Source organism: Mycobacterium sp. IDUB_5, from assembly GCF_055419565.1.
The window spans coordinates 656,732-681,162 of record NZ_JBVAXX010000003.1 but is presented as its reverse complement, the minus strand read 5'-3'; the positions used below and the strand labels follow the sequence as shown (position 1 = coordinate 681,162).

The following is a 24,431-nucleotide window of genomic DNA, read 5'->3' as shown; positions in this document are numbered from 1 at the left end:
GTGGTCCTGGTGCGGAGGGCCCGGGCGGGCCGCTGCACTCAGACTGGCCGCCGTCAGCCGTCAGGGGACCCCTGGAAGTCCGTGGTCCGTGGTCGCAAACTCCGTAGTGGGTGGCGCCACTCCGTGGCCGAGCGCATCGGAACGCCGCGCAGCTGACGGTGCTATGACGCCCAGGACATCGTCCGCAGCTGACGCCGCGAGGTGATCCCGAGCTTGACGAACACCTTGCGTAGGTGCCATTCGACGGTGTGGGTGCTGATGAACAGCTGGGCGCCGATTTCCGTGTTCGTCATGCCTTCGGCGGCCAGGCGGGCGATCTGTGCTTCCTGCGCGGTCAGCTCGTCACCGGTGCCGAGGGGTTGCTTGCGCACCTTCTCTCCGATGGCGACCAGTTCGCGGCGTGCCCGGTCCGCGAAAGCCTGGGCACCCATCTTCGTGAACATCTCGTACGCCGCGTTGAGCTCGCGGCGGGCGTCGGCACGCCGGTTGAGCCGACGCAGCCGTTCGCCGAACGCGAGGTGGGCGCGGGCAAGCAGCACCACGACTCTTGTCCGGGACAGCCGTTCGATGGCCTCGGTGAAATGTGCCTCGGCGTCGGAGTTCTCGGCCAGCAGAGCGCGCGCCCACGCCAAGGCACCCCGGCCCCAATCTGTGCCGGCGGCGCCTGCGCGCTCTTCCAGTCGCTGGACCGCCCACGTGCCAACGTCGTTCGCGCCGGTGTGAGCCGCCGCCTCGACGAGTTCGAGCAGGCACCAGCCGAAGATGCCGAAATCCTCGTGCGCACACACATCGCGCGCAACGGCGAGCGCTTCTTCGTAGCGGCCCAGGCCGTTGTAGAGCACAGCCTCCGCCAGCCCGGTCATGCCCACCAACCGACCTTCTCCGCGCGCCTCGGCGTATCCGGTGGCCGACGCGAACATCGGTAGCGCCTCCCCGGGATCGCCGCGCCAGGCGTCGAGCAGCAGAGAGTAGTAGCGCACCGGTCTGCGGTTGTCGGTCGCCGCGGTGATCGATTCTGCCTCGGCGATCAACGTGGTGGCCGTGGTGAACTCGCCGGCGAGCAGGTGGACCCCGGCCCGGTAGAAGAGCGCGCGCGGCAGACTCGCCAACGCGCCGACCCGGCGCGATTCCCGGACGACCGCGGCCGACAACTCGTCTTTTATCGTCTCGTCCCACACTTCGTGTGCGGCGGTCTCCTGCAGGATCGGGAAGGCCGGGACCAGCCAGCGCCGCACCTGGGTCTCGTCAGACCGAACGAGTTCCAGCATCGCGTCGAGGCCGGCGCGCAAGGCTTCCCCGCCGGCGGTCAACTCACCGGTGATGCGGGCGGCCCAGCCGCGCAACAGGAGGTCCACCGGCCGGGGCGGTTCGGTGGCGCCGGCCACCGCGTGCTGAGCAGCCTGAGCCGCGTTGGCCAGCATCTCGTGCGAGCCGAGCCGACCGGCGTACATCGCCGCGGCGATCGCCTCGAGGTAGGACTCGCGAGCGGCGACATCGTCGTGGTCCGCGAGCCGGCGGGCCGCGTCGAGCAGCGCGGGCGCCGTCTCCCCCACCTTGGGCGCGCCCGCCTCACCGGTCCGGCTGCGGACGAATTCCATCTGGGCGCGCAATCGGGCGACATATGCCCGTTCGAGGCCGGACAGCGGCGAGAGTTCGGCGATCGTGAGGAGCTCATAGGCCGCCGCGGGTGCGGCCGCGTCCCGTTTGGCCTGGGCGGCGGCCAGCGCGCGTGCGCCCCGGCGCGCAGGGTCCGCCGTCAATGTGGCTGCCCGCTCGAAAAGCGCTGCCGCAGCCGCGATTCCGCCTCGACCCTGGGCACGGTCGGCTGAGGCTTCCAAGTCTGCGGCGACGGCATCGTCGGGGCCGGCGGAGGCGTTGGCGGCGTGCCAGGCGCGGCGGTCTGGATCGGTGCCCGGGTCGGTGGCCTCGGCGAGCGCCCGGTGCGCAATGCGGCGGTCGTCGAGATCGGCCGCCCGGTAAGCCGCCGTCCTCATCAACGGGTGGTGGAACCGCATCCGGGGGCCGAAGGTGATGACGCCCGCGGCCTCGGCGGGGCCCAGCGCGTCGATCGGGATGCCGAGTCCCGCCGCCGCCCGCAGGAACAGCGCGGCGTCGCCGACCGGTTCGGCGGCCGCCGTCAACACCAGCATCCGGGTGTCGGCGGGCAATGCCTTGATGCGGCGAACGAAGCTGTCCTGCAGCTGTCCGACGGACGGTCCGGAACCCATGGCCCAGAAGCCGCCGGCGATGTCGGCAGCGGAGATGGTGCGGGGCACCTCTAGGAGGGCCAGGGGGTTGCCGCGGGTTTCGGCGACGATGCGGTCGCGGATGCGCGGGTCGATTCTGCCCACCATGACCGAGTCGAGCAGTTCGCGGGCGTCGCCGTCGGACAGCCCGCCAACCGTCAGCTCGGGCAAGCCGCGCAACACCTCGGCGCCGGTGTCGCGGGCGGCGAAGACCAGGGCGACGGGCTCGGCGACCAGCCGTCGCGCGACGAACGAAAGGGTCTGCACCGACACGAGGTCCAGCCAGTGCGCGTCGTCGACGACGCAGAGCAGCGGCTGGGTGCCGACAGCCGCTGCCAGCAGGCTGAGTACAGCGAGCCCGACGAGGAAGCGGTCGGGGGCGGGTCCGACGCCTCTACCGAAGGCGACGGTCAGGGCCTGACGTTGGGGCTCGGGCAGATGGTCGAGGTGGTCGAGCAGTGGGGCACAGAGCTGGTGCAGACCGGCGAAGGCGAGTTCCATGTCGGATTCGACGCCGGCGACCTGCACGCAGCGGAAGCCGGCGGCCTGTTCGGTGAGGTACTTCAGGAGCGCGGTCTTGCCGACACCGGGCTCGCCCCGCAGAACCAGCGCCTGCCCGTGGCCCGACCGTGCGTTCGCCAGCAGACCGCGGAGCGCCTCGCTCTCGTCGACGCGCCCGCGCAGCTGTTCCAGACCATGGCTCGACATAGGCTCCACCGGGTGATTCTCCGGTGGAACCTTACCGCCGGCACCGGTGTGCCGGGCGTCACGCCGAGATGACGGTGACCGTCTGTCGGAGCGGCGCCGGGCGGGAGCGGTCCCACCTTTCGCGCAATTCGACCTGGCAGAACTGCGAGGCGGGGTGCCCGACACGGTCAGTCCCTGTCGCCGAACACCACGGCCGCCTGGCCTCGATGTCGCGCGTTGATACCTGATGGGCTACAACGCAATCGGCCTCTCGACCCCGCCTAGGCCGTCGCGGCGTTTTCGAGGATCCAGTCGGCGAACCGGGTGCCAGAGCGGGTGGCGTCGTCAGCAGGCACGAGGGTGCGCTCACCCACCGCGATACCCCAGTACGGCGCCGACGGATCGGTGACAACGCGACGGGCATCGCCGCGCGCGGTCAGCGCGATGCGGATCAGCTCGTCGAGGCCGAACCGCTCGGGCCCGCCGACCTCGACAATGCCGTTGTGCGGGCTGCCGGCCGCGGCGACGGTGACCGCTTCGGCGACGTCGACCGCAGCCATCGGCTGGAACAGCGCGGGAGGCAGCCGGACAGTGTCGCCCTCGGTCGCCGAGTCAGCGATGGTGCCGACGAACTCGAAGAACTGAGTGGCATGCACGATCGTGTAGGGGATACCGCTGTCGGCGATGAGTTGCTCTTGGATCAGCTTTGCATGGAAGTAAGCGCTGTGCGGGGCAAGCCGGTCCGTGCCGACGACCGACAACGCGACATGGTGAGCGACTCCTGCGCCGGCCTCGGCGGCCATCACGTTGGCGGTCGTCTTGGAGAAGAAGTCGATGGCCGAGTCGTCCAGGCGAGGTGAATTCGAGACATCGACCACCACGTCTGCCCCGACGAGTGCGTCGGTCAGACCTGCGCCGGTGAATACGTCGACCCCGGTGCTCGGTGCGACCGGCACGGCGTCGTGGCCGCGATCGCCCAATTGACGCACGACCTTCGCGCCGATACGGCCGGTGCCCCCGATGACGATGATCCTCATGATGATGGTCCTTTCTGCGGTCACGATCTCTCGACCGCCAGAACGGATGACAACGCGCCGAATCATCCCGTGACACTCGGCTTCTCATCGCCGGTGATGCTGGATGCCAGGCGTCGAGATCGGTGACAGCGAGACCTGCTGGGAGATGTAGTACCGGCGAGCTGCATCTCCGTGACGTCGTCCGTCTCGCTGTCGCTGGATGACTCCGGCCGTTGCGATGCGTTCCACCGGCCGGAGAGTCATTTCACCAAGAGGAGAATGTTATGAGCTTGCAAGACATTGCACGTCCGGGCCAATCAGCGCGCGATGAGTTGGTCCCGTCGCGCTACGCGCTGCGCGTCGGGGATCTCGACGTGGTGGTGATCAGCGACGGGGTGCTGCCGATCACCGCTTCAACGCTGGCGACCAATGCTGACACCGCCGAGTTCGAGGCGTGGCTGCGGGACATGTTTCTACCACCCGACATCGTCGACTGGCCTTTGAACGTGGCGGTAGTGCGTAGCGGGGACCGCACCATTCTCATCGATTCCGGTATCGGACTGGAGTTTCCGGACTTCCCTCGGGCCGGGCAGCTAGCCATCCGCCTGGAGGCTGCCGGCATCCCGCCCGCCTCGGTGACCGACGTGGTGCTCACCCACCTCCACATGGACCACATCGGTGGCCTGCTCGCCGACGGACTCAGGGGCCGCCTCAACCCGGAGCTCCGAATTCACCTCGCGGCCGCGGAAGCAGAGTTCTGGGAGTCGCCCGACTTCTCGCGCACCGTGATGCCGGCGCCCATCCCCGAGGTACTGCGATCGACTGCGTCCCGCTTCCTGGACGTCTACCGAAATCAGTTGCAGCCTTTCGAAACCGAGTACGAGGTGGCACCCGGGGTAGTCGTCTGCCGCACCGGCGGTCACACACCGGGACACAGCATCGTACGTCTGCAGTCGGGTGCCGACCGACTGACGTTCGCCGGCGACGCGGTATTCCAACCTGGATTCGAAAACCCGGACTGGCAAAACGGCTTCGAGCACGACCCGGAAGAAGCAGCTCGCGTGCGGCTCCGGCTCCTTCGCGAACTGGCGGCGAGCGGCGAGTCGCTGGTGGCCACCCACCTGTCGTTTCCTTCGCTCTGCCGAGTGGCGTTCGCAGGCAATGCGTTCCGCTTCGTGCCAACCGTCTGGGACTACTGAGAAAGAAGGAGCCGACAGTGGCCCCCGGAGTTTTCTCCGGGGGCCGATTCATCGACTGGTTCGGCAACGAAGAGCAGCTGGCGCAGACGGGCTGAAGACATCGCTACGGCCGCTGCCCGTGCCGAAGCGGTCCGGCTGCCTCATCGAACAAGGCACAGGCGACAATCAACCCCGCCGTCTTCGAACAAGCCATCAGCGGCTCCGCCCGCACACTGATCGAGCTGCGTGAACAAGGCGTCATCGGTGAATCCTCGCGGCTGGAGCGACTGGCACCGCGCACCATAACTGCGGACAGGCTCGTCCCGATGTGGCACAGCGAGTTCACAGATCGAAGATGTGCAGGACAACGACTTCCGGGCCGCCAACTCCCAGGTCCCGATTGCCGTCTGGAGCGACCTTCAACGACAAGGTTTGATACGACACGACGCACCCGTGCCTTCAGGCTCGACTTCCTGACTACTCCCCCGCCCGTGCGCCAGTCGAACACGCAGCTGGATCGTCACCCGTCGAGGACACCGGCCGGGTGGGGCGCGGTCGGGAATCGCTGGGCGCGCTCTCCCGGAACCAAGAAGCTGCACCATCCGCTGGTAGGCCGGGCCAGCGCTGGGTCGGCCCAACGAGCGGTATGTCGTCAGCGGCGGCGAAGCCCCTCGCTTGCCGGAACCAATGTAGGGTTCCCCGGTGGGGTACGCACAGACCGAGACCCTCCGGATCGGCTATCTGGAAGACGGCGACGTCGACGGTTGGCCAGTGGTGCTGTGTCACGGATTTCCTTATGACGTCCGCGCTTTCGACGATGTGACGCCTCGGCTGGTTCGTGAGGGCGCCCGGGTGATACGGCCCTTCGCGCGTGGCTTCGGGCCGACCCGCTTCATGACCTCCGACGCCGTCCGGTCCGGCGAACAGGCGGCGCTGGCCGATGATCTCCGCCAACTGATCGGCACGCTCGGAATGGTCCGCCCGATCGTGGCCGGATACGACTGGGGCGGACTTGCGTGCTGCGGCATCGCCGCGGTGTGGCCCGACCTGGTCTCGGGGCTTGTGTCGATGGCGGGTTACGACGTGATCGACGAGCGACAACAGCACGGGTTTCCCCCATCGGTGGAACATGTGGCGTGGTACCAGCACGTGTTCCAGACATCCCGAGGTCGCGAGAGCCTGTCCGCGCATCGTCACGAGATGTGCAAGATGCTGTGGCGGCAATGGTCGCCGACGTGGCGCTTCGACGAGGCGGTGTACGAGGCCACCGCGACATCACTCGAGAATCCGGACTTCGTCGACGTGGTGGTGCACGCCTATCGCCACAACTTCGGCACGGCAGAGGGAGATCCCCGCTACACGTCCGTCCGTGAGGCGCTGGCGCGCCGACCGATCATCCCAGTACCCACTGTCACGCTGGACGGAATACACGACCCTCTCAAACCGGGAGGGACAGCGGATCATGCACCGATGTTCTCGGGCCGCCACGAACATCGAATTGTCGACAGCGGCCACAATCTGCCCCAAGAGCGTCCCGCTGACTTCGCGGATGCGGTACTCACCGTAGCCGGGTGGCTGGGCTTCGTGACCAGCCCCAGAAGCTGAAACTTGTGGGGCGCTCGTCGCCACGCGAGTTGTTCGGCCCCTCAGGTGAGGGCGCTGTCGTCCTTCTGGACGACCTGCTCGACCGCTCCTGCTAACTCCGAGAGCTGCTCGCGTTCCTCGTCGGTGTAGTCACGCGAGTTGTCGTCGAGCACGCAGACCGTTCCGACGACACGGCCCGCACTATCGTGCACCGGCACGCCGAGATAGTTGTGCAGCCCGAACTCCACTTCGTCTTCGTTACCCGCGAAGGTGGCGTCGTCGCGGGAATCGCGAACGAACACGGCGTGGTCGCCGTCGACGACCCGCTCGCAATACAGCGGCACCCGCGAGGCGTCGTCCAGCGCCTTTTTTCCGGCCGCGCCGACGGTGTAGTGCTGGGTGGCTTCGCCCGCGGTGGCGGCAACCACCATCGAGTCGGCCTCGGAACGCATCACCAGAACCGACTTCACGCCAAGAAGCTCTGCGACCTTCTCGAGGTGGCCGGCCAAGGGAGCGAGCCCCTCGGTGGTGTCTGTCGCGTGGGGCTGTGCATCGGACATGTCACCACTCTTACCGCGGCCGGAGCCGACCGCAACCCTTCCGCTCACCCAAAGCCGATGACGACTGATTCAGTCCGCCGGCGCAGCGAGTTTCGATATCTTATCGACAAAATGTGTATCTATTCAGTTCACAGGCGCCGTTACCGACCCGGACTGTCCGTCGAGTTTCAATGGCTCATTTACTGGCGCGAAACAGAGCAGCAATACAGCGCGCTTAACGTCTTCCAGGTCTCAACGCAGCACAGTCGATCTCGCATCGACAGGATAGGAGCACGACATGACCGCGACTCTGAACGGAGGGTCGCCGCATGTCGAGACCCCATCCGACGTCGCCGAGGTTGCCGAACGGCTGACCGCCGCGGGCGTGAAGTACGCCGCGATCAGCTTCGTCGACATGCATGGCAAGCCGAAGGCCAAGATGGTGCCGCTCGGGCACCTCGGGCAGGCGGCGCGTGGATCGGAGATGTTCACCGGCGCCGCCCTGGACGGGGTGCCGCAGGACGTCAACGACGACGAAGTCGCCCCGCACCCCGACCTCGGTGGGGCGATCATCGCGCCGTTCAACCGGGAGGTGGCGTGGTTTCCCGGCGACCTCCACATCGGTGACACCCCCTTCGAAGCCTGCAGCAGAGGCATTCTCAAGCGAGTCACCGCCGAGGCGGCCGCGCTGGGCTACACGTTCAACCTGGGTATCGAAACCGAGTTCTTCCTCCTGAGCGATGCCACGGGTACACCGGCACCGGCCAGTGCCGACGACAACCTGGACAAGCCGTGCTACGACCTGCGTGGGCTGCTGCACAACTACGCGGTGGTCGACGAGATCGTGTCGGCGATGAACGACCTGGGCTGGGACGTCTACTCATTCGATCACGAGGACGGCAACGGTCAGTTCGAGACCGACTTCACCTACACCGACGCGGTCACGATGTCCGACCGGCTGGTGTTCTTCCGCATGATGGTCGGCGAGATAGCCCGCAAGCACGGGCTGTTCGCGTCATGGATGCCGAAGCCCTTCGCCGACCGCACGGGCAGCGGAGCGCACTACAACATGTCGCTGGCCGACAGCGACGGTCGAAACCTGTTCGCCGACAACGACGACGCGCGCGGGTGTGGCCTGTCCGAGCTGGGCTATCAGTTCACCGCCGGGGTCCTGCGCCACGCGTCGGCGATCTGCGCGGTGGTCGCCCCGACGGTCAACAGTTACAAGCGGTTGGTCAAGCAGGGCAGCATGTCCGGGTTGACCTGGGCGCCGATTTTCGCCTGCTACGGCGACAACAACCGCACCAACATGCTGCGAATCCCCAGGGGCGGTGGACGCGTCGAGTGCCGTGCCGCCGACAGCGCGAGCAATCCCTACCTCGGTGCCGCGCTGATGTTGGCGGCTGGTCTGGAGGGGATTCGCGAGGGCCTGGACCCCGGAGAACCCAACCGCGACAACCTCTACAGCCTGTCCGAGGAGGAGTTGGCCGCCCGGCAGATCGGCTGGCTCCCTCGCTCGCTGGGCGAGGCGATCGATGCGCTCGAGGCGGATCCGTTGGTTCGCACCGTGTTCGGCTCGGCGATGTTCGACTCCTACATCGCCGAGAAGAAGGCGGAGTGGAATTCCTTCACCGCCCACGTATCAGCGTGGGAGACCGACCGCTACCTGAGGTTCTGGTGAGCCCGGTCGTGAGCCACCGCTGGGAGGAACACACCTCGACGCAACTGGCGCACCGCCTGGCGGCCGACCCGGATTGCGTCGCGCTCATCCCGGTGGGCGCGACCGAGCAACACGGCCCACATCTACCGGTCGGCACCGACACCATCCTCGCTACCGCGGTCGCTGATGCCGCTGCCGGGGACATCGCGCTCGTACTGCCGCCGATTGCTTATGGCGCCAGTATGTTTCACGGTTCAGCATTGGCCGGAACGGTGGCGTTCAGTGGCGAGGAGACCGCCGCGACCGCCTACCGAGTCGCCCGAGGCTGCGTCGAATCCGGTGTGCGGCGTGTGCTGTTCGTCAACGGCCACGTCGGTAACGCCGCGGCACTGTGGATCGCCTGCGATCACTTCCGGCGCGACCTGCCGCAGGCGCGTATCGGGGTCATGCAGTGGTGGGACCTCACGGCCGACATCGCGCAGCGGGCCACCGCCGACGCGCTCGACTGGCACGCCAACGCGGCCGAGACCTCGTTGATGCTGGCCGTACGGCCGGAACTGGTGGACGTCGAGGCGATGGCGCAGGCGGACGACCCGGATCGCACCGAGGGACTGGTCTTCCGCTACGCCGTGGAGTCGGTGTCGACGAACGGGGTGACCGGCCATCCGTCGCGCGCGTCCGAAAGCTTCGGGCTCGAGCTGTGGCGAGATGTCGTGACCGCAGCGCGCGACGTCGTCAGCCGTGCCCACATCGAACAGCCGCCGGTGAGCTGACCGCCGTAGAGTGACCCCCGTGCCACCACCCGAGCGGCGCGCGCACGTCCGCACAATCGGACGGCCCCGCCGTGACGCCGAATCAGCACCCGCGGGATCGCCCCGCGCGGGCATCGTCAGCGCCGCGACTCGGCTGTTCAGCGAAAAAGGCTACGCGCAAACGACGATGAGCGATATCGCCCGCGCGGCGGGTCTGCAACAGTCGTCGCTGTACTACTGGTTCCGCAGCAAAGAGCAGCTGCTGGGCGAGACGCTGTTGGTCAACCGCGCACCGCTGGAATTCATCGCCGAGGTCGGCGCCGGATCCGGGTCGCCGGCACTGAAGCTCTACCGGCTGTTGCGATTCGACACCATGCAGTTGGCGCTCTCACCGATCGACTTCAACGAGATCCAGCGCATCGCCCACGCGCAGCGGGCTGACTTCCACCAGTTCTGGGCCGACTACGAACGGCTGAAGAACTGGGTCGTCGACCTCATCGGCGCCGCGATCAACGAGGGCAAGTTCATCGAGTGCGACCGCGAAGAGACCGCCGGGCTGCTGCTCAACTTCGACGAGGGCGCACAGAAGCGCACGCGGCTTCACGCCGACCACGGCGACCGCGCGGAGGAAGCGGTGCGCGTCGGCGAGCAGGTCGCCATCATCGCGGTGCGCGGTCTGCTCAAGCGGCCCAGTGAGATCGCCCGGATACAAGAGCAGGCGGCCCGATTCGACGATGCTGGCATCGCGCTGCAGGCTGCTGAACCGTCGGCGGACTGAGGACATGACTCACACGAGGTGAGGATGCGCCCTCGACAAGGTGTCACGTCAGTGCTGGCGTGCACACACGAGTTTGATTGCCGCCGTTCTGTTTGGCGGTGTACATGGCGGTGTCGGCAGCGTGGATCAGAGCCTCGATCGCTGCCGCAGGGTCGGCGACACCGTCCCAGCGCACGACGGCAGCACCGACGCTGGCTGTGACGGGCTGGGGCAACTCAGCGATGGCTGCGCAGAGCTGGTCGGGCAAGACGATGGCGGTCTTGTGGGGCAGAGCGTCGATCACGATGAATTCCTCGCCGCCGAAGCGGCCGACGATGGCAGCGGCGGTGCTGGCCTCGCGCAGAGCCCATCCCACTGCGGCGAGTGCTTGATCGCCGGCGACATGCCCGTAGGTGTCGTTGAGCGCTTTGAATTTGTCGAGGTCGATCATCACCACCAGTAGGTGCATATCGGAGAACGGCGCGGTCAGCAATGTGGTGGCGCGCTCGTAGAAGGCGCGCCGGTTCAACAACCCGGTCAAGGGATCGTGATCGGAGCGCACGACATCGGCACCCAATGTGCGGACGACCCCCTGAATGCCCAGCGGGACTGCCAGATTGAGTTCGAGAACGAGCCAGTAGACCACTGCCGCGACGGCGGCGCCGTGGGTGTCGATCATCCGCGTCGCACAGAACGCACCGGCGACGGCCGCCAGAATCACGGTGTAGACGACTGCTTTGGTGCTGTGAAAGAACGCGACATAGCCGCCGACGATGGCCAGCGACGTGCATGCCAACAGCCCGATCGCTGGATCCGGTTGAAGGGGCGCGTCGATCGCGACGACCGCGCCGGCGATCGCCGCCAGTGACAGCGACTCGAAGCGGCTGGGCCACCGCCGCACCCACAATGCGGCATACGCCACACCGGTGACCGCGGCGACGACGCCGGCGATCATCGCCACCGCCGCGGAGCGGGTCGGCGTGCTGACCAGCGCGACCGATATCAAGACCAATGCGCCCGAGATCATCGTCATCAGGACGCGCATCGCGACCCCTAGCCCGCGAGCGCGCAGATAACCGGTCAGCCAGTCGAACTGGTCAGGTTGCCGCCACCAGCGCACCGTGAAGCGCCACACCCTGCGCGGACGGGAATCGCGATTGGCTTTCACATGACCCCCTATGCGGCGATGTCCACCGCAGTTGCTCGCTGGCCCGTGATCGATCATGGACAACCGTCGGTCTAACCGCGCCACAATGCCCAATATCGTCAGGGGCCTCGTGCCGGGAGCCGAAGTACGTGCGCCCGTCGACCAGCCATCTGGCGCTCGAAAGGTTCAGCGCTCGATCGGGCCTGCGCGGTCAACACGATCTCGACTATTGGCGCCAACCGCGGTGCCGACAAGGGCAGAAAGGCCTCTTCGGTGAAGGCCGTCGACATCAAGCAAGTGATCACCGCGTGTTCAGTGGGGTCATGCAAACGGCCCCCGGAGTTTCCTCCGGGGGCCGTTTCGCTTAGTAGCGGGGACAGGATTCGAACCTGCGACCTCTGGGTTATGAGCCGGCCGGTTGCGGTCTCGCACTTCCAAATACGTCGCTGACGTGCAGTTCGGCTGCGTTGGTGCGTCCTGTGTGTAACGCGGTGTCGATGCGGTCGGCTCTGTTGCGCACGGTTTCGTTCACAAATCCGTTCACAGATCCATGCGCATCAAAGCCCCCTCCCGTCCCCTTGAACCTGTGGCCATTTACTTCCCAGACCTCGGTTCCGACACGACGGTCACCCCTGCGGGTTCAAGCTGTTCTGGAAGAACGTGGCCAAGGTGTCGAACGGAATCAGGTCGACGCGGTCGTAGAGGTCAACGTGGCCGGCTCCGGGGATCATCACCAGTTGCTTGGGTTCGGCGGCGAGTTGGTAGGCCTGCTCGCTGAACTCGCGGGAGTGAGCCTGATCGCCGGTGATGAACAGCATGGGACGTGGGGAGATCGTCTCGATCTCTTCGAACGGGTAGAAGTTCATGAACCGGACGTTGCTGCTCAGCGTGGGTTGGGTGCTGGTGGCCGGGCTGTTGCCCCGGGCGGTGCGGTAGAAGTCGTAGAATTCGCGGTCGATCGGCGTCGACTGGTCGGTGAGTTCAAACGGTGTGCCGCCGATGTATTCGGTTTCTCCGCCGGCGAATTCGACATCACGCTGCTCGGCTGCCTGGGCGAGGGCCTGCTGTCGCTGCTCGGGGGTCATCGAGCCGCGCAGGCCATTGCGGTTGACGCCGCCCATGTCGTACATGCTCACCGTCGCCACGGCCTTGATGCGGGGGTCGATCTTGGCGGCGCTGACGACGAAACTTCCACTGCCGCAGACGCCGAGGGCGCCGATACGTTCGGGATCGACGAAGGACTGGGTGCGCAGGTAATCGACGGCGGCACTGAAGTCTTCGGTGTAGACGTCGGGGGCCACCAGGTTGCGGGGTTCACCTTCACTCTCACCCCAGTACGACAGATCCAGGGACAGCGTGACGAAGCCCCGCTCGGCCAGCTTGGTGGCGTAGAGATTGGCGCTCTGCTCCTTGACCGCTCCCATGGGGTGTCCGACGACCATCGCGGGATTCGTCGTGTTGCGGTCCATGTCGTTGGGCACGAACAGATTTCCGGTCACGTTCATTTGGTACTGGTTCTTGAACGTCACCTTCTCCACGGTGACCCGGTCACTGGTGTAGAAGTTGTCCGCACCGTTGGATGTGTCCCCGGCGGCGAGACTGGTCGCTGGTTGAGTCGGCGACGGCGACGACGTTGCGGTGCTTCGTTCCGCGGGGGTGCATGCCGCGGTGGCCAAGATGCCGAGTGCGACCGCGCCGCCGGCGAACTTCATCAGTCCGCGACGGCGGCTGCCGTCCCCTCGGGTCGTCGTCCTCGTCGTCTCCGGTGCCGTATTCATCTCAGTTCTCCAAGGTGGTTGGTGCGGGAGGACAGCTGCCATGCCGTCCCCATCGCTATTCAGGGAACACGGCCGCGCGTTGGCCTGGGAGTCTCTGATGAAGGGTGTATCGATAGTGCATCCCACATCGACAGCCATCCTCGTACCGTGGGTGACATGGATAACCGTGCCGAGGTCCGCGAATTCCTGATGTCGCGTCGGGCGAAAATCACGCCGCAGCAGGCGGGCTTACCCGAGTACGGCAACCGCCGAGTCCCAGGACTGCGCCGCGGGGAGGTGGCCTCACTGGCCGGCGTCAGCATCGAGTACTACAGCAAGCTCGAACGCGGCGGGCTCGCCGGTGTTTCGGCGTCGATCCTCGATGCCATCGCCCGCGCGCTACAACTCGACGACGCCGAACGGGCCCATCTGTTTCACCTGGCGCACGCCGCTGACGGCACCAGTGCAGGCATGCGCCCACGACGACGGCCCGCCAACCGCTGGACCCCGAGGCCCAGCCTGCAATGGGCCCTCGACAAGTTCACTGCCCCCGCCATCGTCCGCAACGGCCGGATGGACCTGCTGGCTGTCAATCATCTCGGCCGCGGCATGCATTCGTCGTTGTACGACAGCGATCCCACCCGGCCCCCGAACTTCGCGCGCTTCACCTTCCTGCACGAGGATTCGCGCCGCTTCTACCCGCACTGGGACGAGGCCGCTGACATCTGCGTGGCGATCCTGCGCACCGAGGCGGGCCGCGATCCCCACGACGGTCTGCTCCAAGATCTCGTCGGTGAATTGTCCACCCGCAGCCAGGATTTCCGCCGACGCTGGGGTGCCCATGACGTCCGAACCCACGGCGCAGGGGCGAAGTCCTTCCATCACGACGTCGTCGGAGACCTGGAGCTGTTCTACGAGAGCGTCGACATGATCTCCGATCCCGGGTTGACGCTGACGCTCTACGTGGCCGAACCCGCCTCGCCGACCGCGCACGCACTGGACCTACTCGCGTCGTGGACCGCCGAGCAGCTGCCCGACGCTGCCGTCGTCGAAGAAATTCGGAGGTTGACATGAGACTGCCGGCTCGACATCAAAGCCGATGGCCGACCGTCCTGCGCACCGCCGCAATCGTTCACCTCGCATGTAGCGCAATGGTTTTGGCATCGTGCGGTGGGCAAGCGGAACGCGACGAGACCACCTCTGCCACAGCGGCTGACACCGGCTCAGCAGAAGGATCGGCCGCTCCGACAAGTGCGTCACCCGACACTGCGCCGCAGTTTCGCGTCGTGATTGGTGACACCACGCTGACCGGACGCCTCTTCGACAACGCCACTGCTCGAGACTTCGCATCGCAGCTGCCGATGACTCTGACTTTCGCCGATCTGCACGGTCTGGAGAAGGGCGCACCACTGCCCCGCAAACTGACGGTGGACGGAATGCCGTCGGGCGATGACCCACAGATCGGCGATCTGGGCTACTGGGCACCCAGCGGCAACCTGGTGCTGTACTACGGCGACGTCGGCTACTGGACCGGCATCATGCGCATCGGCCACCTCGACGGTGACATGCAGGCCGTCGCCGATCAGTCCGCCGATTTCGACGCGACCATCGAGCTCGTTCAGTAGAGCCACCGCAGAGCCTTCACGTGCCGCAACGCCGTGAACCGGTGCTGCGTTGCCCCGTGTTCTAGTCGAAGGGTGCCCTGCCGGTACACGCACAACTAAGCACTCCCTGCCGAGAAGCTCGGCGAGTTGAATATGAATCCGAAAGGGCGTCGCCGCGCGACGCTAACCGATACGGCGCTGCCGCATCCCAATCCCGAGGTCCTATGAAAAGCTCTGCCACCACTGATGTTATTGCGCCCGAACAGGACAACGGCCGCCTGCCGTTAGCAGCTCTGCTGATCCTGGCGTTGATGGGATTCGTCCTCATCGCGTCGGAGACCATGCCGGCCGGGCTCCTTCCACAAATCGCCGCGGGCATGAACATCGCCGAAGCCACCGCTGGGCAGCTGGTCAGCGCCTACGCGTTGGGCACTGTGATCGCGGCCATTCCGCTCACCGCCGCGACTCGTGGGCTATCGCGCAAACCCCTTGCAGTGTTCGGCATGCTCGGCATCCTGGCCGTCAACGTGATCACCGCGGTATCCCCGGTAATCATGCTGTCACTCGGGGCGCGATTGTTCGCCGGCGCGTGCTCGGGTCTGCTGTGGGGGATCCTGGCGGGCTACGCCCGGCGCATCAGCCCGCCAGAGCTCGCCGGACGCGCGTTGGCCATCGCCTCGATCGGTGTCCCCGCAGGCCTGGCATTCGGTACACCGTTGGGGTCGTGGATCGGGTCGACGTTGGGTTGGCGGTACTCGTTCGTGACGCTATCGGTTCTCGCGTTCGTCACAGTCGTCCTGGCGGTGGTCTATGTGCCCGATGCACCGGGTCAGCGCGCAACCTCACGTATATCCGTGATCAAGGTGTTCACTCTGCCCGGTGTCGCCAGCATTTTGGCAGTGATCTTTGCATGGATGTTGGCGCACAACACTTTCTACACCTACATCGCGTCCTACCTGAGGTTCGCCGATGTCGGACTCTCCACTCAAGTGGCCCTGGTCACCTTCGGTGTGGCCGCAATCGTCGGCGTGTGGATCACAGGTCTGCTGATCGACCGCGCCCTGCGGCTGTTGGTGCTGACCAGTATCGCGTCCTTCGTCGTGGCCGGGGTCGTCTTCGCAGTGGCCCATCAATCGTTGGCGGCCGTCCTGGCTGCGATAGTGCTCTGGGGCGTGGCCTTCGGTGGTGCAGCCACGCAGCTTCAGACAGCGATGGCCGAGACCAGCGGTGAGAACGCCGACGTCGCGAATTCACTTGTGGGGGTGGCATTCAACATCGCCATCTTCGGCGGCGGCGTCGCCGGTGCAGTGCTGATCACCGTCAATGACGGACTGGCATTGCCGACCGTGATGATCGCGTGTGCCGCTGGCGCCTTCTGCATCGCGCTCGCCGCTCGCCGCTCCGGCTTTCCGCGCCGGCCCCGTACGGGACAAGCCCTTGCCGCGGAAGTAGGAGCAAAGCGGGCTCTCTAATCCAGGTGAGCGACGACGTGGGAGGATTCCCAGTTCGGCCGACCTCATCACGGCTGGCTATTAGCCTCCCTGATGCGCGAGGGCGGTTGGCCGACGGCGGAACTCGATAGCGAGAAGGCGAACGTCAAGTCGCTACGCTTAAGACGTCTTGGGGATCGGGATGCCGTGCAGCACGCCCATCCGCTCGAAGTGCCCGTAGATGCGGTCGGCGTGCGCGGCGAAGTCGGGTGACTCGGCCAGCGCGATGGGTCTCGGCCGGGGCAGATCGACGACGATCTTATCCATGACCTCCCCCCGGGTTGGGGCTCGTCACCAGAATTAGGCGATCGCGGGATTCAAATGTCGTCGACGCGGCCACCTCTGGGCTCGTAAGCGCGATCTGCCAAAGTCCTAGGCTGTGTCATCCAAGTCCTCCGGATGGCGTCGAACCTAGGGGTGCAGGGTTGGGGAACAGAGGGGCGGGCCGATCTATCGGTCGATCCGCGTCTGATCTAGATGAAGACTGACCATGAAGTAGGGCGGCTCGTTGGCCGCGTTGACGCGCGGGCCTCTTACGTACTGTCCGCCGGCAGTTGTCTCACATTGATGTCCACTATTCAGGTCTCGGAACGCGTCGCAATGAATGCGTACCCGGAAGCGACTTGACCCTCGAACTTCCCAACGCGGGTCTGCGCCGTCCGGCTTACTCCGCGACCTGCACGCGGAAGTCTCCGCGCTGAACGTGCATGTGCCACAGTCGGTCGGCCAGCGCGGCGGGCGCGTACAGCGGGTCACCCCCGCCGATCGCGCCGGGGATGATGAGTTGGCCGACGTGGATACCCTGCGGCGCAAGGGCTTCGTGCAGCATCTGTCCGTAGGCGGATTCGCCTGCGAATGCGACCGAGGTGCCTGCGACGTTGCCGTTCGGCGTCGCGGCGCTGGACCCGTTGACGAACAGGATGGTTCCCGCGCCTTGCGCCGACATATCAGGGAGCACCTCTCGTAGGGCGAATGCCGGGCCGAGAATTGAGAACCGCGCCGCCGCAGCAAGATTGTCCGCCGTGGTGTCCAGTACCGGTCGCAGAAACTCGGGACTTGGTACCGGGCTGTACTGCAGCACGGTTATCGGGCCTGAATCGGCCTTGGCGCGCTGAAGTGCCTCGGCCAGACCTTGCCCGTCCTGAACGTCGGCCGCGTAGCCGCGGGCTTCAACACCGTCTGCCTTGATTTCGGCGGCGAGCCGGTCGACGTTTTCCTGGCTACGCGATATCAGTGCGACAGCGAATGCCTCGCGTCCGAACCGGCGAGCCACGGCGGAGCCGAGCCCGCGGCCGGCACCGACGATGGCAATGGTGTTCATTGCGTTCCTTTCCGAACAGTGCGTTCTTGGATCCATAGGAGCCAAGCGGGACGAGATACAGTGCGGCGACGGTGAACTCCGTCGCGCCCATCAGGACCGTGCCCGCGGCCAGCACGTAGACCAGCAACGGCAGCCTCGCGGCGGCTCGGAATCGCGTTGGGCGGTTGCCGCTATACCGTCAGCAGCACTTTCACGGCGCGGCGTTCATCCATTGCCTTATAACCCTCAGCGGCCCGGTCCAGCGGCAGGGTGAGGTCGAAGACCTTGCCGGGATCGATTTTGCGTTCCCAGATGAGTTGGATCAGCTCGGGCAGGAACCGGCGCACCGGGGCGGGTCCGCCGTGCAGATGGACACCGGAGAAGAACAGTTCGTCAGCGGGAAGCGTGACATCGTGGGTGACGCCGACGTAGCCGACGTGCCCGCCGGGGCGGGCTGACCGGATTGCCTGCATCATCGATTCCTGGGTACCGACCGCCTCGACGACGCTGTGTGCGCCGAGACCACCGGTGAGTTCCTTGATGTTCGCCACGCCGTCGTCGCCGCGCTCCTCGACGATGTCGGTCGCGCCATAGAAGCGCGCGAGCTCTTGCCGGTCGGCGTGCCGCGACATCGCGATAATGCGTTCGGCACCAAGCTGTTTCGCTGCAAGCACGGCCATCAATCCGACCGCACCGTCACCGACGACGACGGCCGTTTTGCCCGGGCCGGCTTCCGCGGCCACCGCACCGAACCATCCGGTGCCCAGCACATCCGATGCAGCCAGCAGCGACGGAACGAGCTCCGGGTCAGGTTGGCCGGGGGTGGCCACGAGGGTGCCGTCGGCAAGGGGCACGCGCGCGAGTTCAGACTGGGTACCGATCGCGGCACCCATCAGGACAGCATGCACACATCGGCTCTGGTAGCCCGCCTGGCAGATCTCACAGGTGTTGTCGGAGGCGAAGAACGAGCCGACGACGAAGTCGCCGACCTTGATTGTCTCGACCTCGGCGCCGATCTGCTCGACGACCCCTACGTACTCGTGGCCCATCACCTGATGCTCGGCGGCCTCGATACCGCGGTAGGGCCAGAGGTCCGATCCACAGATGCAGGATGCGGTGAGCCGGATAATGGCGTCAGTGGGCTCTTCCAGAATCGGGTCCTCCCGCTCCTCGACCCGTACGTCGCCTGCGGCTTGCATGATGACTCCGCGCATGGCGTAGCTCCTTCACTGTTGATGTGACTTCGGTGTTCAGCTCACCCGAAGTACTGGTCGTCGGTGACGTGCTCCATCCAGTCGACGGGACGGCCGTCGACTGTCGCTTGAATGGCGATGTGGGTCATTGCCACGTTCTCCTCGGCGCCGTGCCAGTGCTTCACTCCCGGCTTGGTCCAGATGACGTCGCCGGGATTGATCGGCTGCTTCGGCCCGCCCCACTCCTGAACCCAGCCGGTTCCTGCGGTGACGATGAGCGTCTGCCCGCCGGGATGCGTGTGCCAGGCAGTACGTGCGCATGGAGTAAAGGTCACCTCGGCGGACCCGAAGGTCCGGTCGTCGTTGGGGTTGAACAACGGCTTGACGGTGACCTCACCCGTGAACGTTTCTGCAAGGCCGGGCGTCGCCGGCCGCGATTCCGCGGTCGAGACCTCCACACCGTCGTCAGCCCCGGCCGGGGTCGCCTTCAGCAGGACGATGGGCACGGCAGCGGCTATCAGCATGGCCATCGACATCACGCGTTTCACGATGTCCACTCCTCTCAGATAGGTAGTCCCCTCCACCATGGCGCGGTGACTTCGCGCGTGGCAGTGACTGGCTACCCATGTACTGGCAGGGCACCCCACGAGGCCCCATCCGGTCCTAGCCTGGGAATGTGGACAGCAAAAGTGACATCCGCGATTTCCTGGTAACGCGGCGCGCCAACATCACCCCTGAGCAGGCGAACCTGCCCACGCACGGCAAGCGGCGCGTGCCAGGCCTGCGGCGCGAGGAGGTGGCGGCACTTGCCGGTGTCAGCGTCGACTACTACAACCGCCTGGAGCGCGGGAACCTGTCCGGGGTATCGGATTCGATCCTGGAATCGATCGCGAGCGCGCTGCGGCTCGACGAGGCCGAACGCCTGCACCTGTTCCACCTGGCCCGCGCGGCAAATGCCAGCCCTCTCGCGCGGCGCCCCGGCAAGCGCCCGCATCTGAGCGCAAGCCTGCACAGGGTTTTGGACGGCATGTCCGACGTGGCGGCGATCGTCCGTAACGGCCGCATGGATCTGCTCGCTGCCAACACCTTGGGTCGTGCCCTGTATTGGCCGGCCTACGAATTCGAGCCCCGCGGCACGAACCTGGCACGATTCGCGTTCCTGTGCCCGGCCGCAAGGGACTTCTACCCCGATTGGGACGGCGCGGCGAACGTCGCCGTGGCCCTGCTGCGCACTGAAGCCGGCCGCAATCCTCACGATCCGGATCTGATGGCACTCGTCGGGGAACTCTCCACCTGCTCGACGGAGTTCCGCACCCGGTGGGCGGCTCACAACGTCCGCACGCACTACAGCGGCAAGAAGGTATTTCGGCATCCGGCGGTCGGCGAGCTGACTCTCGCCTACGACGTGATGGACCTGCCGGACGGTGGAAGTCTGTCGCTGACCGCATACACCCCCGAACCCGTGTCACCGTCGGCTGACGGCATGCACCTGCTGGCCAGTTGGGCGGCAACGACGTTGGCCCAGAAAAACTCCCGCTCCCGCAGCGACGCCGCCGAGCCGTAGCCTCCCCGAGGGGCGTACTGCCAGTACATGGGTTGGCAAGTCCTGTCTGGCTCGTCGATGTGGTGGTTGTCTTGAGAAGGTGAGCGAAGACAGCAACGGCACGCCCCCTTCCGGCACCAGCTCGCCGAGGATGAACCGCCGCACCTTCGTCGCCGCATCGGCCGCGGTAGGCGGAACCGTTGCGGCGTTGAGTGTGGTGCAGGGTTGCTCCGAAGACGGGGAGACACCCGCCTCCGAATCGACGACCGTGACGTTGAGCATCAACGGCGAGTCGCGCGATGTAGACGTCGACAACCGCACCTCGCTGCTGGACATGCTGCGCGAGCGCGTCGGTCTCACGGGCACGAAGAAGGGCTGCGATCAGGGCGCTTGCGGGGCGTGCACCGTCTTGGTCGACGGACAGCGGGTGTTGGGCTGTCTGACTTTGGCGGTGATGACCGACGGGGCCGAAGTCACGACAATCGAAGGCCTGGAGCGCAACGGGCGCTTGCATCCGTTGCAGCAGGCATTCATCGACGATGACGGCTTCCAGTGCGGCTTCTGCACGTCCGGACAGATCATGTCCGGCATCGGCTGCATCCGCGAAGGACGCGCCACCTCATCGGAACAGATACGAGAAGCTATGAGCGGCAACATCTGCCGCTGCGGGGCCTACACAAACATCGTGACTGCCATTGAGCGCACCGCTTCGCAGAGAGGGGTGTAGACGTGCATCCGTTCACGTTCAGCACCGCAGCCGACGAATCCTCTGCACTCGACGCGGGCGTCTCTGGGGCTCGGTACATCGCCGGCGGCACCACCCTGGTCGACCTGATGCGCCAGACCGTCGAGCGGCCCGACCGGCTCGTCGATATCACCGGTCTGCCCTACGGCGACATCGACCTCAATCGTGATCGACTCCGAGTCGGATCGCTGGTGCGAATGTCCGCACTGGCCGACCACCCCGGCGTGCGCGAGGGCTTTCCCGTCATCGCAGAGTCACTGCAACTGAGTGCCTCCGGGCAGCTCCGGAATATGGCGACCATCGGAGGAAATCTGATGCAACGGCCCCGCTGCCTTTACTTCCGCGACGTGTCGGCGGCCTGCAACCGCCGTTCCCCCGGCGCGGGATGTGCCGCGATCGGAGGGCGCAACCGTGCGCTCGCCATCCTCGGCACCAGCGACCAGTGCGTCGCGACGCATCCCTCTGACCTGGCCGTCGCCCTGACGGCTCTCGATGCGGTCGTCGTCACCACCACACCCAAGGGGGAACGGCGCATCGACATCGCCGACTTCTTCCGCCAGCCCGGCGACACACCTGACCGCGAGCACCACCTCGAACCAGGACAGCTCATCACCGCCGTCGAAGTCCCGGCCCGGCCCGACACGCGACGGTCCGGCTATCTGAAGGTGCGTGACCGGGCATCCTACGAGTTCGCGCTGTGCTCCGCCGCCGTCGCGATGGAGGTCGTCGGTGGTGTCGTTCGAACTGCCCGCGTCGCCGTCGGCGGCGTCGGCACCGTCCCGTGGCGGCTGCCCGCCGTGGAGCAGCGGTTGGCCGGCCGCCCGGCCAACGACCACACTTGGCGAAGCGCCGCTGCAGTTGCCGCCGATGGCGCTAAGCCTCTGTCCGAGAATGGATTCAAGGTAGAACTCCTCAAACGCACCGTACAGCGCCAACTCTCGACCGTGGCGCGGCTCGCGTGACCCGCCCGCTACCCGCCGCCGCACCGTTCGCCGGTCAGCCCCTGACCCGCGTTGACGGACGTCTCAAAGTTACCGGCCAAGCCCGCTACGCCGCGGACAACCCGGTACCGGACCACGTGCATGGCGTCCTGGTGTGCAGTACCGTCTCTCGCGCCGCTGTCGACGGCATCGACACCGACGCGGCTACCGGTCACCCCAACGTACTTAGCGTGATCACCGAATTCGACAGTCTGACATTGCCTTACGACATAAAACGTGTGTCGTTCTACGGCCAGCCGCTGGCGATCGTGATCGCAACCTCGCTCGAGGCCGCAATGTACAGCGCCACCCTTGTCTCCGTGCGATACCGCGACGAGTCGCAGAGCACCGACTTCGATTCCGCGGAACGCCGACCGAGCCCGAAGAGCCCGGAGTACACACGCGGAAACCCCCAGGCTGCGCTAAATAGCGCGCCCGTCGCCGTCGACGCCACGTATTCGATCGCCCGTAACTACCACAACCCCATGGAGATCCCGGCGACGATCGCCGCCTGGGACGGTGACCGACTCACGGTGTGGGACAAAGTTCAAGGGGTGCACTATTCGGCCGACGCCTACGCCGAAGCGTTCGCTATGCCCGCCGACCGAATTCGCGTGATCTCGCCATTCGTCGGCGGTGCGTTCGGAAGCGCGGGAGAGACCTGGCCGCATCAGTTTCTCGCCGCCCACGCGGCCCGACTGATGCGGCGCCCGGTCAAGTTGTCGCTCACCCGTCCGCAGATGTATGCCGCGATCGGCTATCGGCCCGCCAGCCGGCAGCGGGTGGCCATTGGCGCCGACCGAGACGGTCGGTTCACGGCCACCATCCACGAAAGCGAGGTGGAGGTATCCCGGTACGGCGACTACGAGGACTCACCCACCGAGGGAACCCGATTCCTGTATCGCTCGCCGGCATTCCGCGCGACGGCCCGCGTCGTGCCGCTCGACGTCAGCGAGCCGACCTACATGCGCGGACCCGGTGCAGTGACAGGTGCCTTCGCGCTGGAGTGCGCGATCGACGAACTCGCCGAACAGCTTTCGATTGATCCGATCGAGCTGAGGCTTCGCAATGAGCCGGCACAGGACGACAGCAAGGATCTGCCGTTCTCCACCCGTCGGCTCGCCGACTGTTTCCGCCAGGGTGCGCAGGCGTTCGGGTGGTCGCGCCGCAATCCGCAGCCTCGGACCCTGCGAGAAGGCGACTTTCTCATCGGCATGGGAATGGCGGCTGCGCTGTATCACGTCGTGCGCAATGAGTCATCGGCATCGGCACGAATCAATGCCGATGGCACCGTCGACGTCTTCGCCGCGGCCAGCGACATCGGCCCTGGCACGTATACGTCGATGAGTCAGGTGGCCGCCGACTCTCTCGGAGTGCCGATCCAACGGGTGCGGTTCCACCTCGGCGACACACGATTCCCCCGTGCCGCAGTGCAATACGGCTCACAGACCATGCTCAGCGTGGGCTCCAGCATCGCGCTGACCACCGGGATGCTGCGCGACCAGGCCGTCCGCCTCGCCGTGGTCGACCCAGGCTCGCCGCTGAACGGAGCACGTCTCACCGACGTCACCGTCACCGACGGTCGGATGCACCTGCGCGCCGACCCCTCGCGCGGCGAGACGTATCGTGACCTGCTGAGCCGCAGAGGTTTACGCACCTTGGATTCGCAGAGTACATATAACCCGGATACTGCCAACGAGCGATTCTCGATGCACTCTTATGGCGCGGTGTTCGCCGAGGTCGCCGTCGACGAACTCCTCGGGCTCGTACGCATTCGACGGATCTACGCAGTCTATGACGCCGGTCGCATTATCAACCCACGCCTGGCCCACAGTCAGGCCATCAGCGGGATGACGCAGGGCATCGGCATGGCACTGCTGGAGAACGGTGAGACCGACTACCGCGATGGCCGCATCGTCAATGCGAACCTGTCGGACTACCTGGTCCCCGTCAACGCCGACGTTCCGGCCTTAGAAGCCGCGTTCGTCGACACCCGCGACGACATCGCCGATCCCATCGGCGTCAAGGGACTCGGTGAAGTCGTCATGGTCGGTGTCCCCGGCGCCATCGCCAACGCGGTGTACAACGCCACCGGCAAACGCATGCGCGATCTACCAGTCACGATCGAGAAGATGCTGTAACACGCGGGACCATGCCAAGCGTTGCTGGCCGTTGTCTCTAGCTGTCGCGCTCACTGTTTCAGCCCGCCGGCTGCGACCGCGAGCTGGAACCGTTGGGCCGAGACCTATTAGA

21 protein-coding genes are annotated in these 24,431 nt (G+C 66.1%); 12 read left to right on the top strand and 9 right to left on the bottom strand.

Features of this window, described 5'->3' with window-relative positions; translation table 11 throughout:
- Nucleotides 1–161: 161 nt before the first annotated feature.
- Nucleotides 162–2,954: a helix-turn-helix transcriptional regulator gene (locus ACZY1G_RS12500; protein WP_463814887.1), complete on the bottom strand. Its 2,793-nt coding sequence runs from the start codon at nt 2,952–2,954 to the stop codon at nt 162–164.
- A gap of 260 nt (nt 2,955–3,214) precedes the next feature.
- Nucleotides 3,215–3,970 (bottom strand): SDR family oxidoreductase, encoded by a 756-nt coding sequence (locus ACZY1G_RS12495; protein WP_463814626.1) that lies wholly within the window; start codon nt 3,968–3,970, stop codon nt 3,215–3,217.
- 263 nt (nt 3,971–4,233) lie between these two features.
- Here ACZY1G_RS12495 and ACZY1G_RS12490 point away from each other — a divergent pair, with 263 nt between their 5' ends.
- The gene (locus ACZY1G_RS12490; RefSeq protein ID WP_463814624.1) at nt 4,234–5,148 is read left to right on the top strand and encodes an MBL fold metallo-hydrolase; all 915 of its coding nucleotides are present in this window, start codon (nt 4,234–4,236) and stop codon (nt 5,146–5,148) included.
- A gap of 681 nt (nt 5,149–5,829) precedes the next feature.
- Nucleotides 5,830–6,732 (top strand): alpha/beta fold hydrolase, encoded by a 903-nt coding sequence (locus ACZY1G_RS12485; protein WP_463814623.1) that lies wholly within the window; start codon nt 5,830–5,832, stop codon nt 6,730–6,732.
- Nucleotides 6,733–6,773: 41 nt separating this feature from the next.
- On the opposite strand, the gene ACZY1G_RS12480 is transcribed toward ACZY1G_RS12485, so the two are convergent.
- On the bottom strand, nt 6,774–7,271 hold the full coding sequence (locus ACZY1G_RS12480) for a GAF domain-containing protein (RefSeq protein WP_463814622.1): 498 nt from the start codon (nt 7,269–7,271) through the stop codon (nt 6,774–6,776).
- A 277-nt stretch (nt 7,272–7,548) separates the two neighbouring features.
- On the opposite strand from ACZY1G_RS12480, the gene glnT reads away from it, so the two are divergent.
- The 3 genes from glnT to ACZY1G_RS12465 are packed head-to-tail and all read left to right on the top strand — an operon-like array spanning nt 7,549 to nt 10,440.
- Nucleotides 7,549–8,931, top strand: a complete 1,383-nt coding sequence (glnT, locus tag ACZY1G_RS12475; RefSeq protein ID WP_463822539.1) for a type III glutamate--ammonia ligase — start codon at nt 7,549–7,551, stop codon at nt 8,929–8,931.
- An 8-nt stretch (nt 8,932–8,939) separates the two neighbouring features.
- Nucleotides 8,940–9,683, top strand: coding sequence for a creatininase family protein (locus ACZY1G_RS12470; protein ID WP_463814620.1), 744 nt, complete (start codon nt 8,940–8,942; stop codon nt 9,681–9,683).
- A gap of 19 nt (nt 9,684–9,702) precedes the next feature.
- Complete coding sequence (locus tag ACZY1G_RS12465) at nt 9,703–10,440, top strand: TetR/AcrR family transcriptional regulator (RefSeq protein WP_463814619.1); 738 nt, start codon at nt 9,703–9,705, stop codon at nt 10,438–10,440.
- A 43-nt stretch (nt 10,441–10,483) separates the two neighbouring features.
- Here ACZY1G_RS12465 and ACZY1G_RS12460 read toward each other — a convergent pair whose 3' ends face one another.
- Both ACZY1G_RS12460 and ACZY1G_RS12455 read right to left on the bottom strand, forming a co-directional pair.
- Nucleotides 10,484–11,587 (bottom strand): GGDEF domain-containing protein, encoded by a 1,104-nt coding sequence (locus ACZY1G_RS12460; RefSeq protein WP_463814618.1) that lies wholly within the window; start codon nt 11,585–11,587, stop codon nt 10,484–10,486.
- Between the two features lie 605 nt (nt 11,588–12,192).
- Nucleotides 12,193–13,344, bottom strand: coding sequence for an alpha/beta hydrolase (locus tag ACZY1G_RS12455; protein ID WP_463822538.1), 1,152 nt, complete (start codon nt 13,342–13,344; stop codon nt 12,193–12,195).
- A 156-nt stretch (nt 13,345–13,500) separates the two neighbouring features.
- Between ACZY1G_RS12455 and ACZY1G_RS12450 the strand changes: the two genes are divergently transcribed.
- From ACZY1G_RS12450 to ACZY1G_RS12440, 3 genes are all read left to right on the top strand, one after another.
- Nucleotides 13,501–14,397 (top strand): helix-turn-helix transcriptional regulator, encoded by an 897-nt coding sequence (locus ACZY1G_RS12450; RefSeq protein WP_463822537.1) that lies wholly within the window; start codon nt 13,501–13,503, stop codon nt 14,395–14,397.
- A 212-nt stretch (nt 14,398–14,609) separates the two neighbouring features.
- On the top strand, nt 14,610–14,948 hold the full coding sequence (locus tag ACZY1G_RS12445) for a cyclophilin-like fold protein (protein WP_463822536.1): 339 nt from the start codon (nt 14,610–14,612) through the stop codon (nt 14,946–14,948).
- 203 nt (nt 14,949–15,151) lie between these two features.
- The gene (locus tag ACZY1G_RS12440; RefSeq protein WP_463822535.1) at nt 15,152–16,399 is read left to right on the top strand and encodes an MFS transporter; all 1,248 of its coding nucleotides are present in this window, start codon (nt 15,152–15,154) and stop codon (nt 16,397–16,399) included.
- Between the two features lie 138 nt (nt 16,400–16,537).
- On the opposite strand, the gene ACZY1G_RS12435 is transcribed toward ACZY1G_RS12440, so the two are convergent.
- The 4 genes from ACZY1G_RS12435 to ACZY1G_RS12420 all read right to left on the bottom strand — a co-directional run bounded on the left by ACZY1G_RS12435 (nt 16,538) and on the right by ACZY1G_RS12420 (nt 19,458).
- Nucleotides 16,538–16,684, bottom strand: a complete 147-nt coding sequence (locus tag ACZY1G_RS12435; RefSeq protein WP_463822534.1) for a hypothetical protein — start codon at nt 16,682–16,684, stop codon at nt 16,538–16,540.
- Nucleotides 16,685–17,081: 397 nt separating this feature from the next.
- Nucleotides 17,082–17,738 (bottom strand): SDR family NAD(P)-dependent oxidoreductase, encoded by a 657-nt coding sequence (locus ACZY1G_RS12430; RefSeq protein ID WP_463822533.1) that lies wholly within the window; start codon nt 17,736–17,738, stop codon nt 17,082–17,084.
- Nucleotides 17,739–17,908: 170 nt separating this feature from the next.
- Nucleotides 17,909–18,931 (bottom strand): zinc-dependent alcohol dehydrogenase family protein, encoded by a 1,023-nt coding sequence (locus ACZY1G_RS12425; protein WP_463822532.1) that lies wholly within the window; start codon nt 18,929–18,931, stop codon nt 17,909–17,911.
- A gap of 41 nt (nt 18,932–18,972) precedes the next feature.
- Complete coding sequence (locus tag ACZY1G_RS12420) at nt 18,973–19,458, bottom strand: (R)-mandelonitrile lyase (protein ID WP_463822531.1); 486 nt, start codon at nt 19,456–19,458, stop codon at nt 18,973–18,975.
- 128 nt (nt 19,459–19,586) lie between these two features.
- Here ACZY1G_RS12420 and ACZY1G_RS12415 point away from each other — a divergent pair, with 128 nt between their 5' ends.
- From ACZY1G_RS12415 to ACZY1G_RS12400, 4 genes are all read left to right on the top strand, one after another.
- Nucleotides 19,587–20,474, top strand: a complete 888-nt coding sequence (locus ACZY1G_RS12415; protein ID WP_463822530.1) for a helix-turn-helix transcriptional regulator — start codon at nt 19,587–19,589, stop codon at nt 20,472–20,474.
- A 130-nt stretch (nt 20,475–20,604) separates the two neighbouring features.
- Entirely contained in the window at nt 20,605–21,180 is a 576-nt protein-coding gene (locus ACZY1G_RS12410; RefSeq protein WP_463822621.1) for a (2Fe-2S)-binding protein, read from the top strand.
- Nucleotides 21,181–21,182: 2 nt separating this feature from the next.
- Complete coding sequence (locus ACZY1G_RS12405; protein ID WP_463822529.1) at nt 21,183–22,160, top strand: FAD binding domain-containing protein; 978 nt, start codon at nt 21,183–21,185, stop codon at nt 22,158–22,160.
- On the top strand, nt 22,157–24,319 hold the full coding sequence (locus ACZY1G_RS12400; protein ID WP_463822528.1) for a xanthine dehydrogenase family protein molybdopterin-binding subunit: 2,163 nt from the start codon (nt 22,157–22,159) through the stop codon (nt 24,317–24,319). The genes ACZY1G_RS12405 and ACZY1G_RS12400 overlap by 4 nt, the downstream gene beginning before the upstream one ends.
- Nucleotides 24,320–24,431: the final 112 nt, after the last annotated feature.

What these genes read in the sequence shown, in the direction of transcription:
- ACZY1G_RS12435 (WP_463822534.1), bottom strand. Translation starts at nt 16,684, where the DNA reads ATGGATAAGATCGTCGTCGATCTGCCCCGGCCGAGACCCATCGCGCTG.
- ACZY1G_RS12425 (WP_463822532.1), bottom strand. Translation starts at nt 18,931, where the DNA reads ATGCGCGGAGTCATCATGCAAGCCGCAGGCGACGTACGGGTCGAGGAG.
- ACZY1G_RS12455 (WP_463822538.1), bottom strand. Translation starts at nt 13,344, where the DNA reads ATGAATACGGCACCGGAGACGACGAGGACGACGACCCGAGGGGACGGC.
- ACZY1G_RS12500 (WP_463814887.1), bottom strand. Translation starts at nt 2,954, where the DNA reads ATGTCGAGCCATGGTCTGGAACAGCTGCGCGGGCGCGTCGACGAGAGC.
- ACZY1G_RS12495 (WP_463814626.1), bottom strand. Translation starts at nt 3,970, where the DNA reads ATGAGGATCATCGTCATCGGGGGCACCGGCCGTATCGGCGCGAAGGTC.
- ACZY1G_RS12440 (WP_463822535.1), top strand. Translation starts at nt 15,152, where the DNA reads ATGAAAAGCTCTGCCACCACTGATGTTATTGCGCCCGAACAGGACAAC.
- ACZY1G_RS12490 (WP_463814624.1), top strand. Translation starts at nt 4,234, where the DNA reads ATGAGCTTGCAAGACATTGCACGTCCGGGCCAATCAGCGCGCGATGAG.
- ACZY1G_RS12450 (WP_463822537.1), top strand. Translation starts at nt 13,501, where the DNA reads ATGGATAACCGTGCCGAGGTCCGCGAATTCCTGATGTCGCGTCGGGCG.
- ACZY1G_RS12430 (WP_463822533.1), bottom strand. Translation starts at nt 17,738, where the DNA reads ATGAACACCATTGCCATCGTCGGTGCCGGCCGCGGGCTCGGCTCCGCC.
- ACZY1G_RS12410 (WP_463822621.1), top strand. Translation starts at nt 20,605, where the DNA reads ATGAACCGCCGCACCTTCGTCGCCGCATCGGCCGCGGTAGGCGGAACC.
- glnT (WP_463822539.1), top strand. Translation starts at nt 7,549, where the DNA reads ATGACCGCGACTCTGAACGGAGGGTCGCCGCATGTCGAGACCCCATCC.
- ACZY1G_RS12480 (WP_463814622.1), bottom strand. Translation starts at nt 7,271, where the DNA reads ATGTCCGATGCACAGCCCCACGCGACAGACACCACCGAGGGGCTCGCT.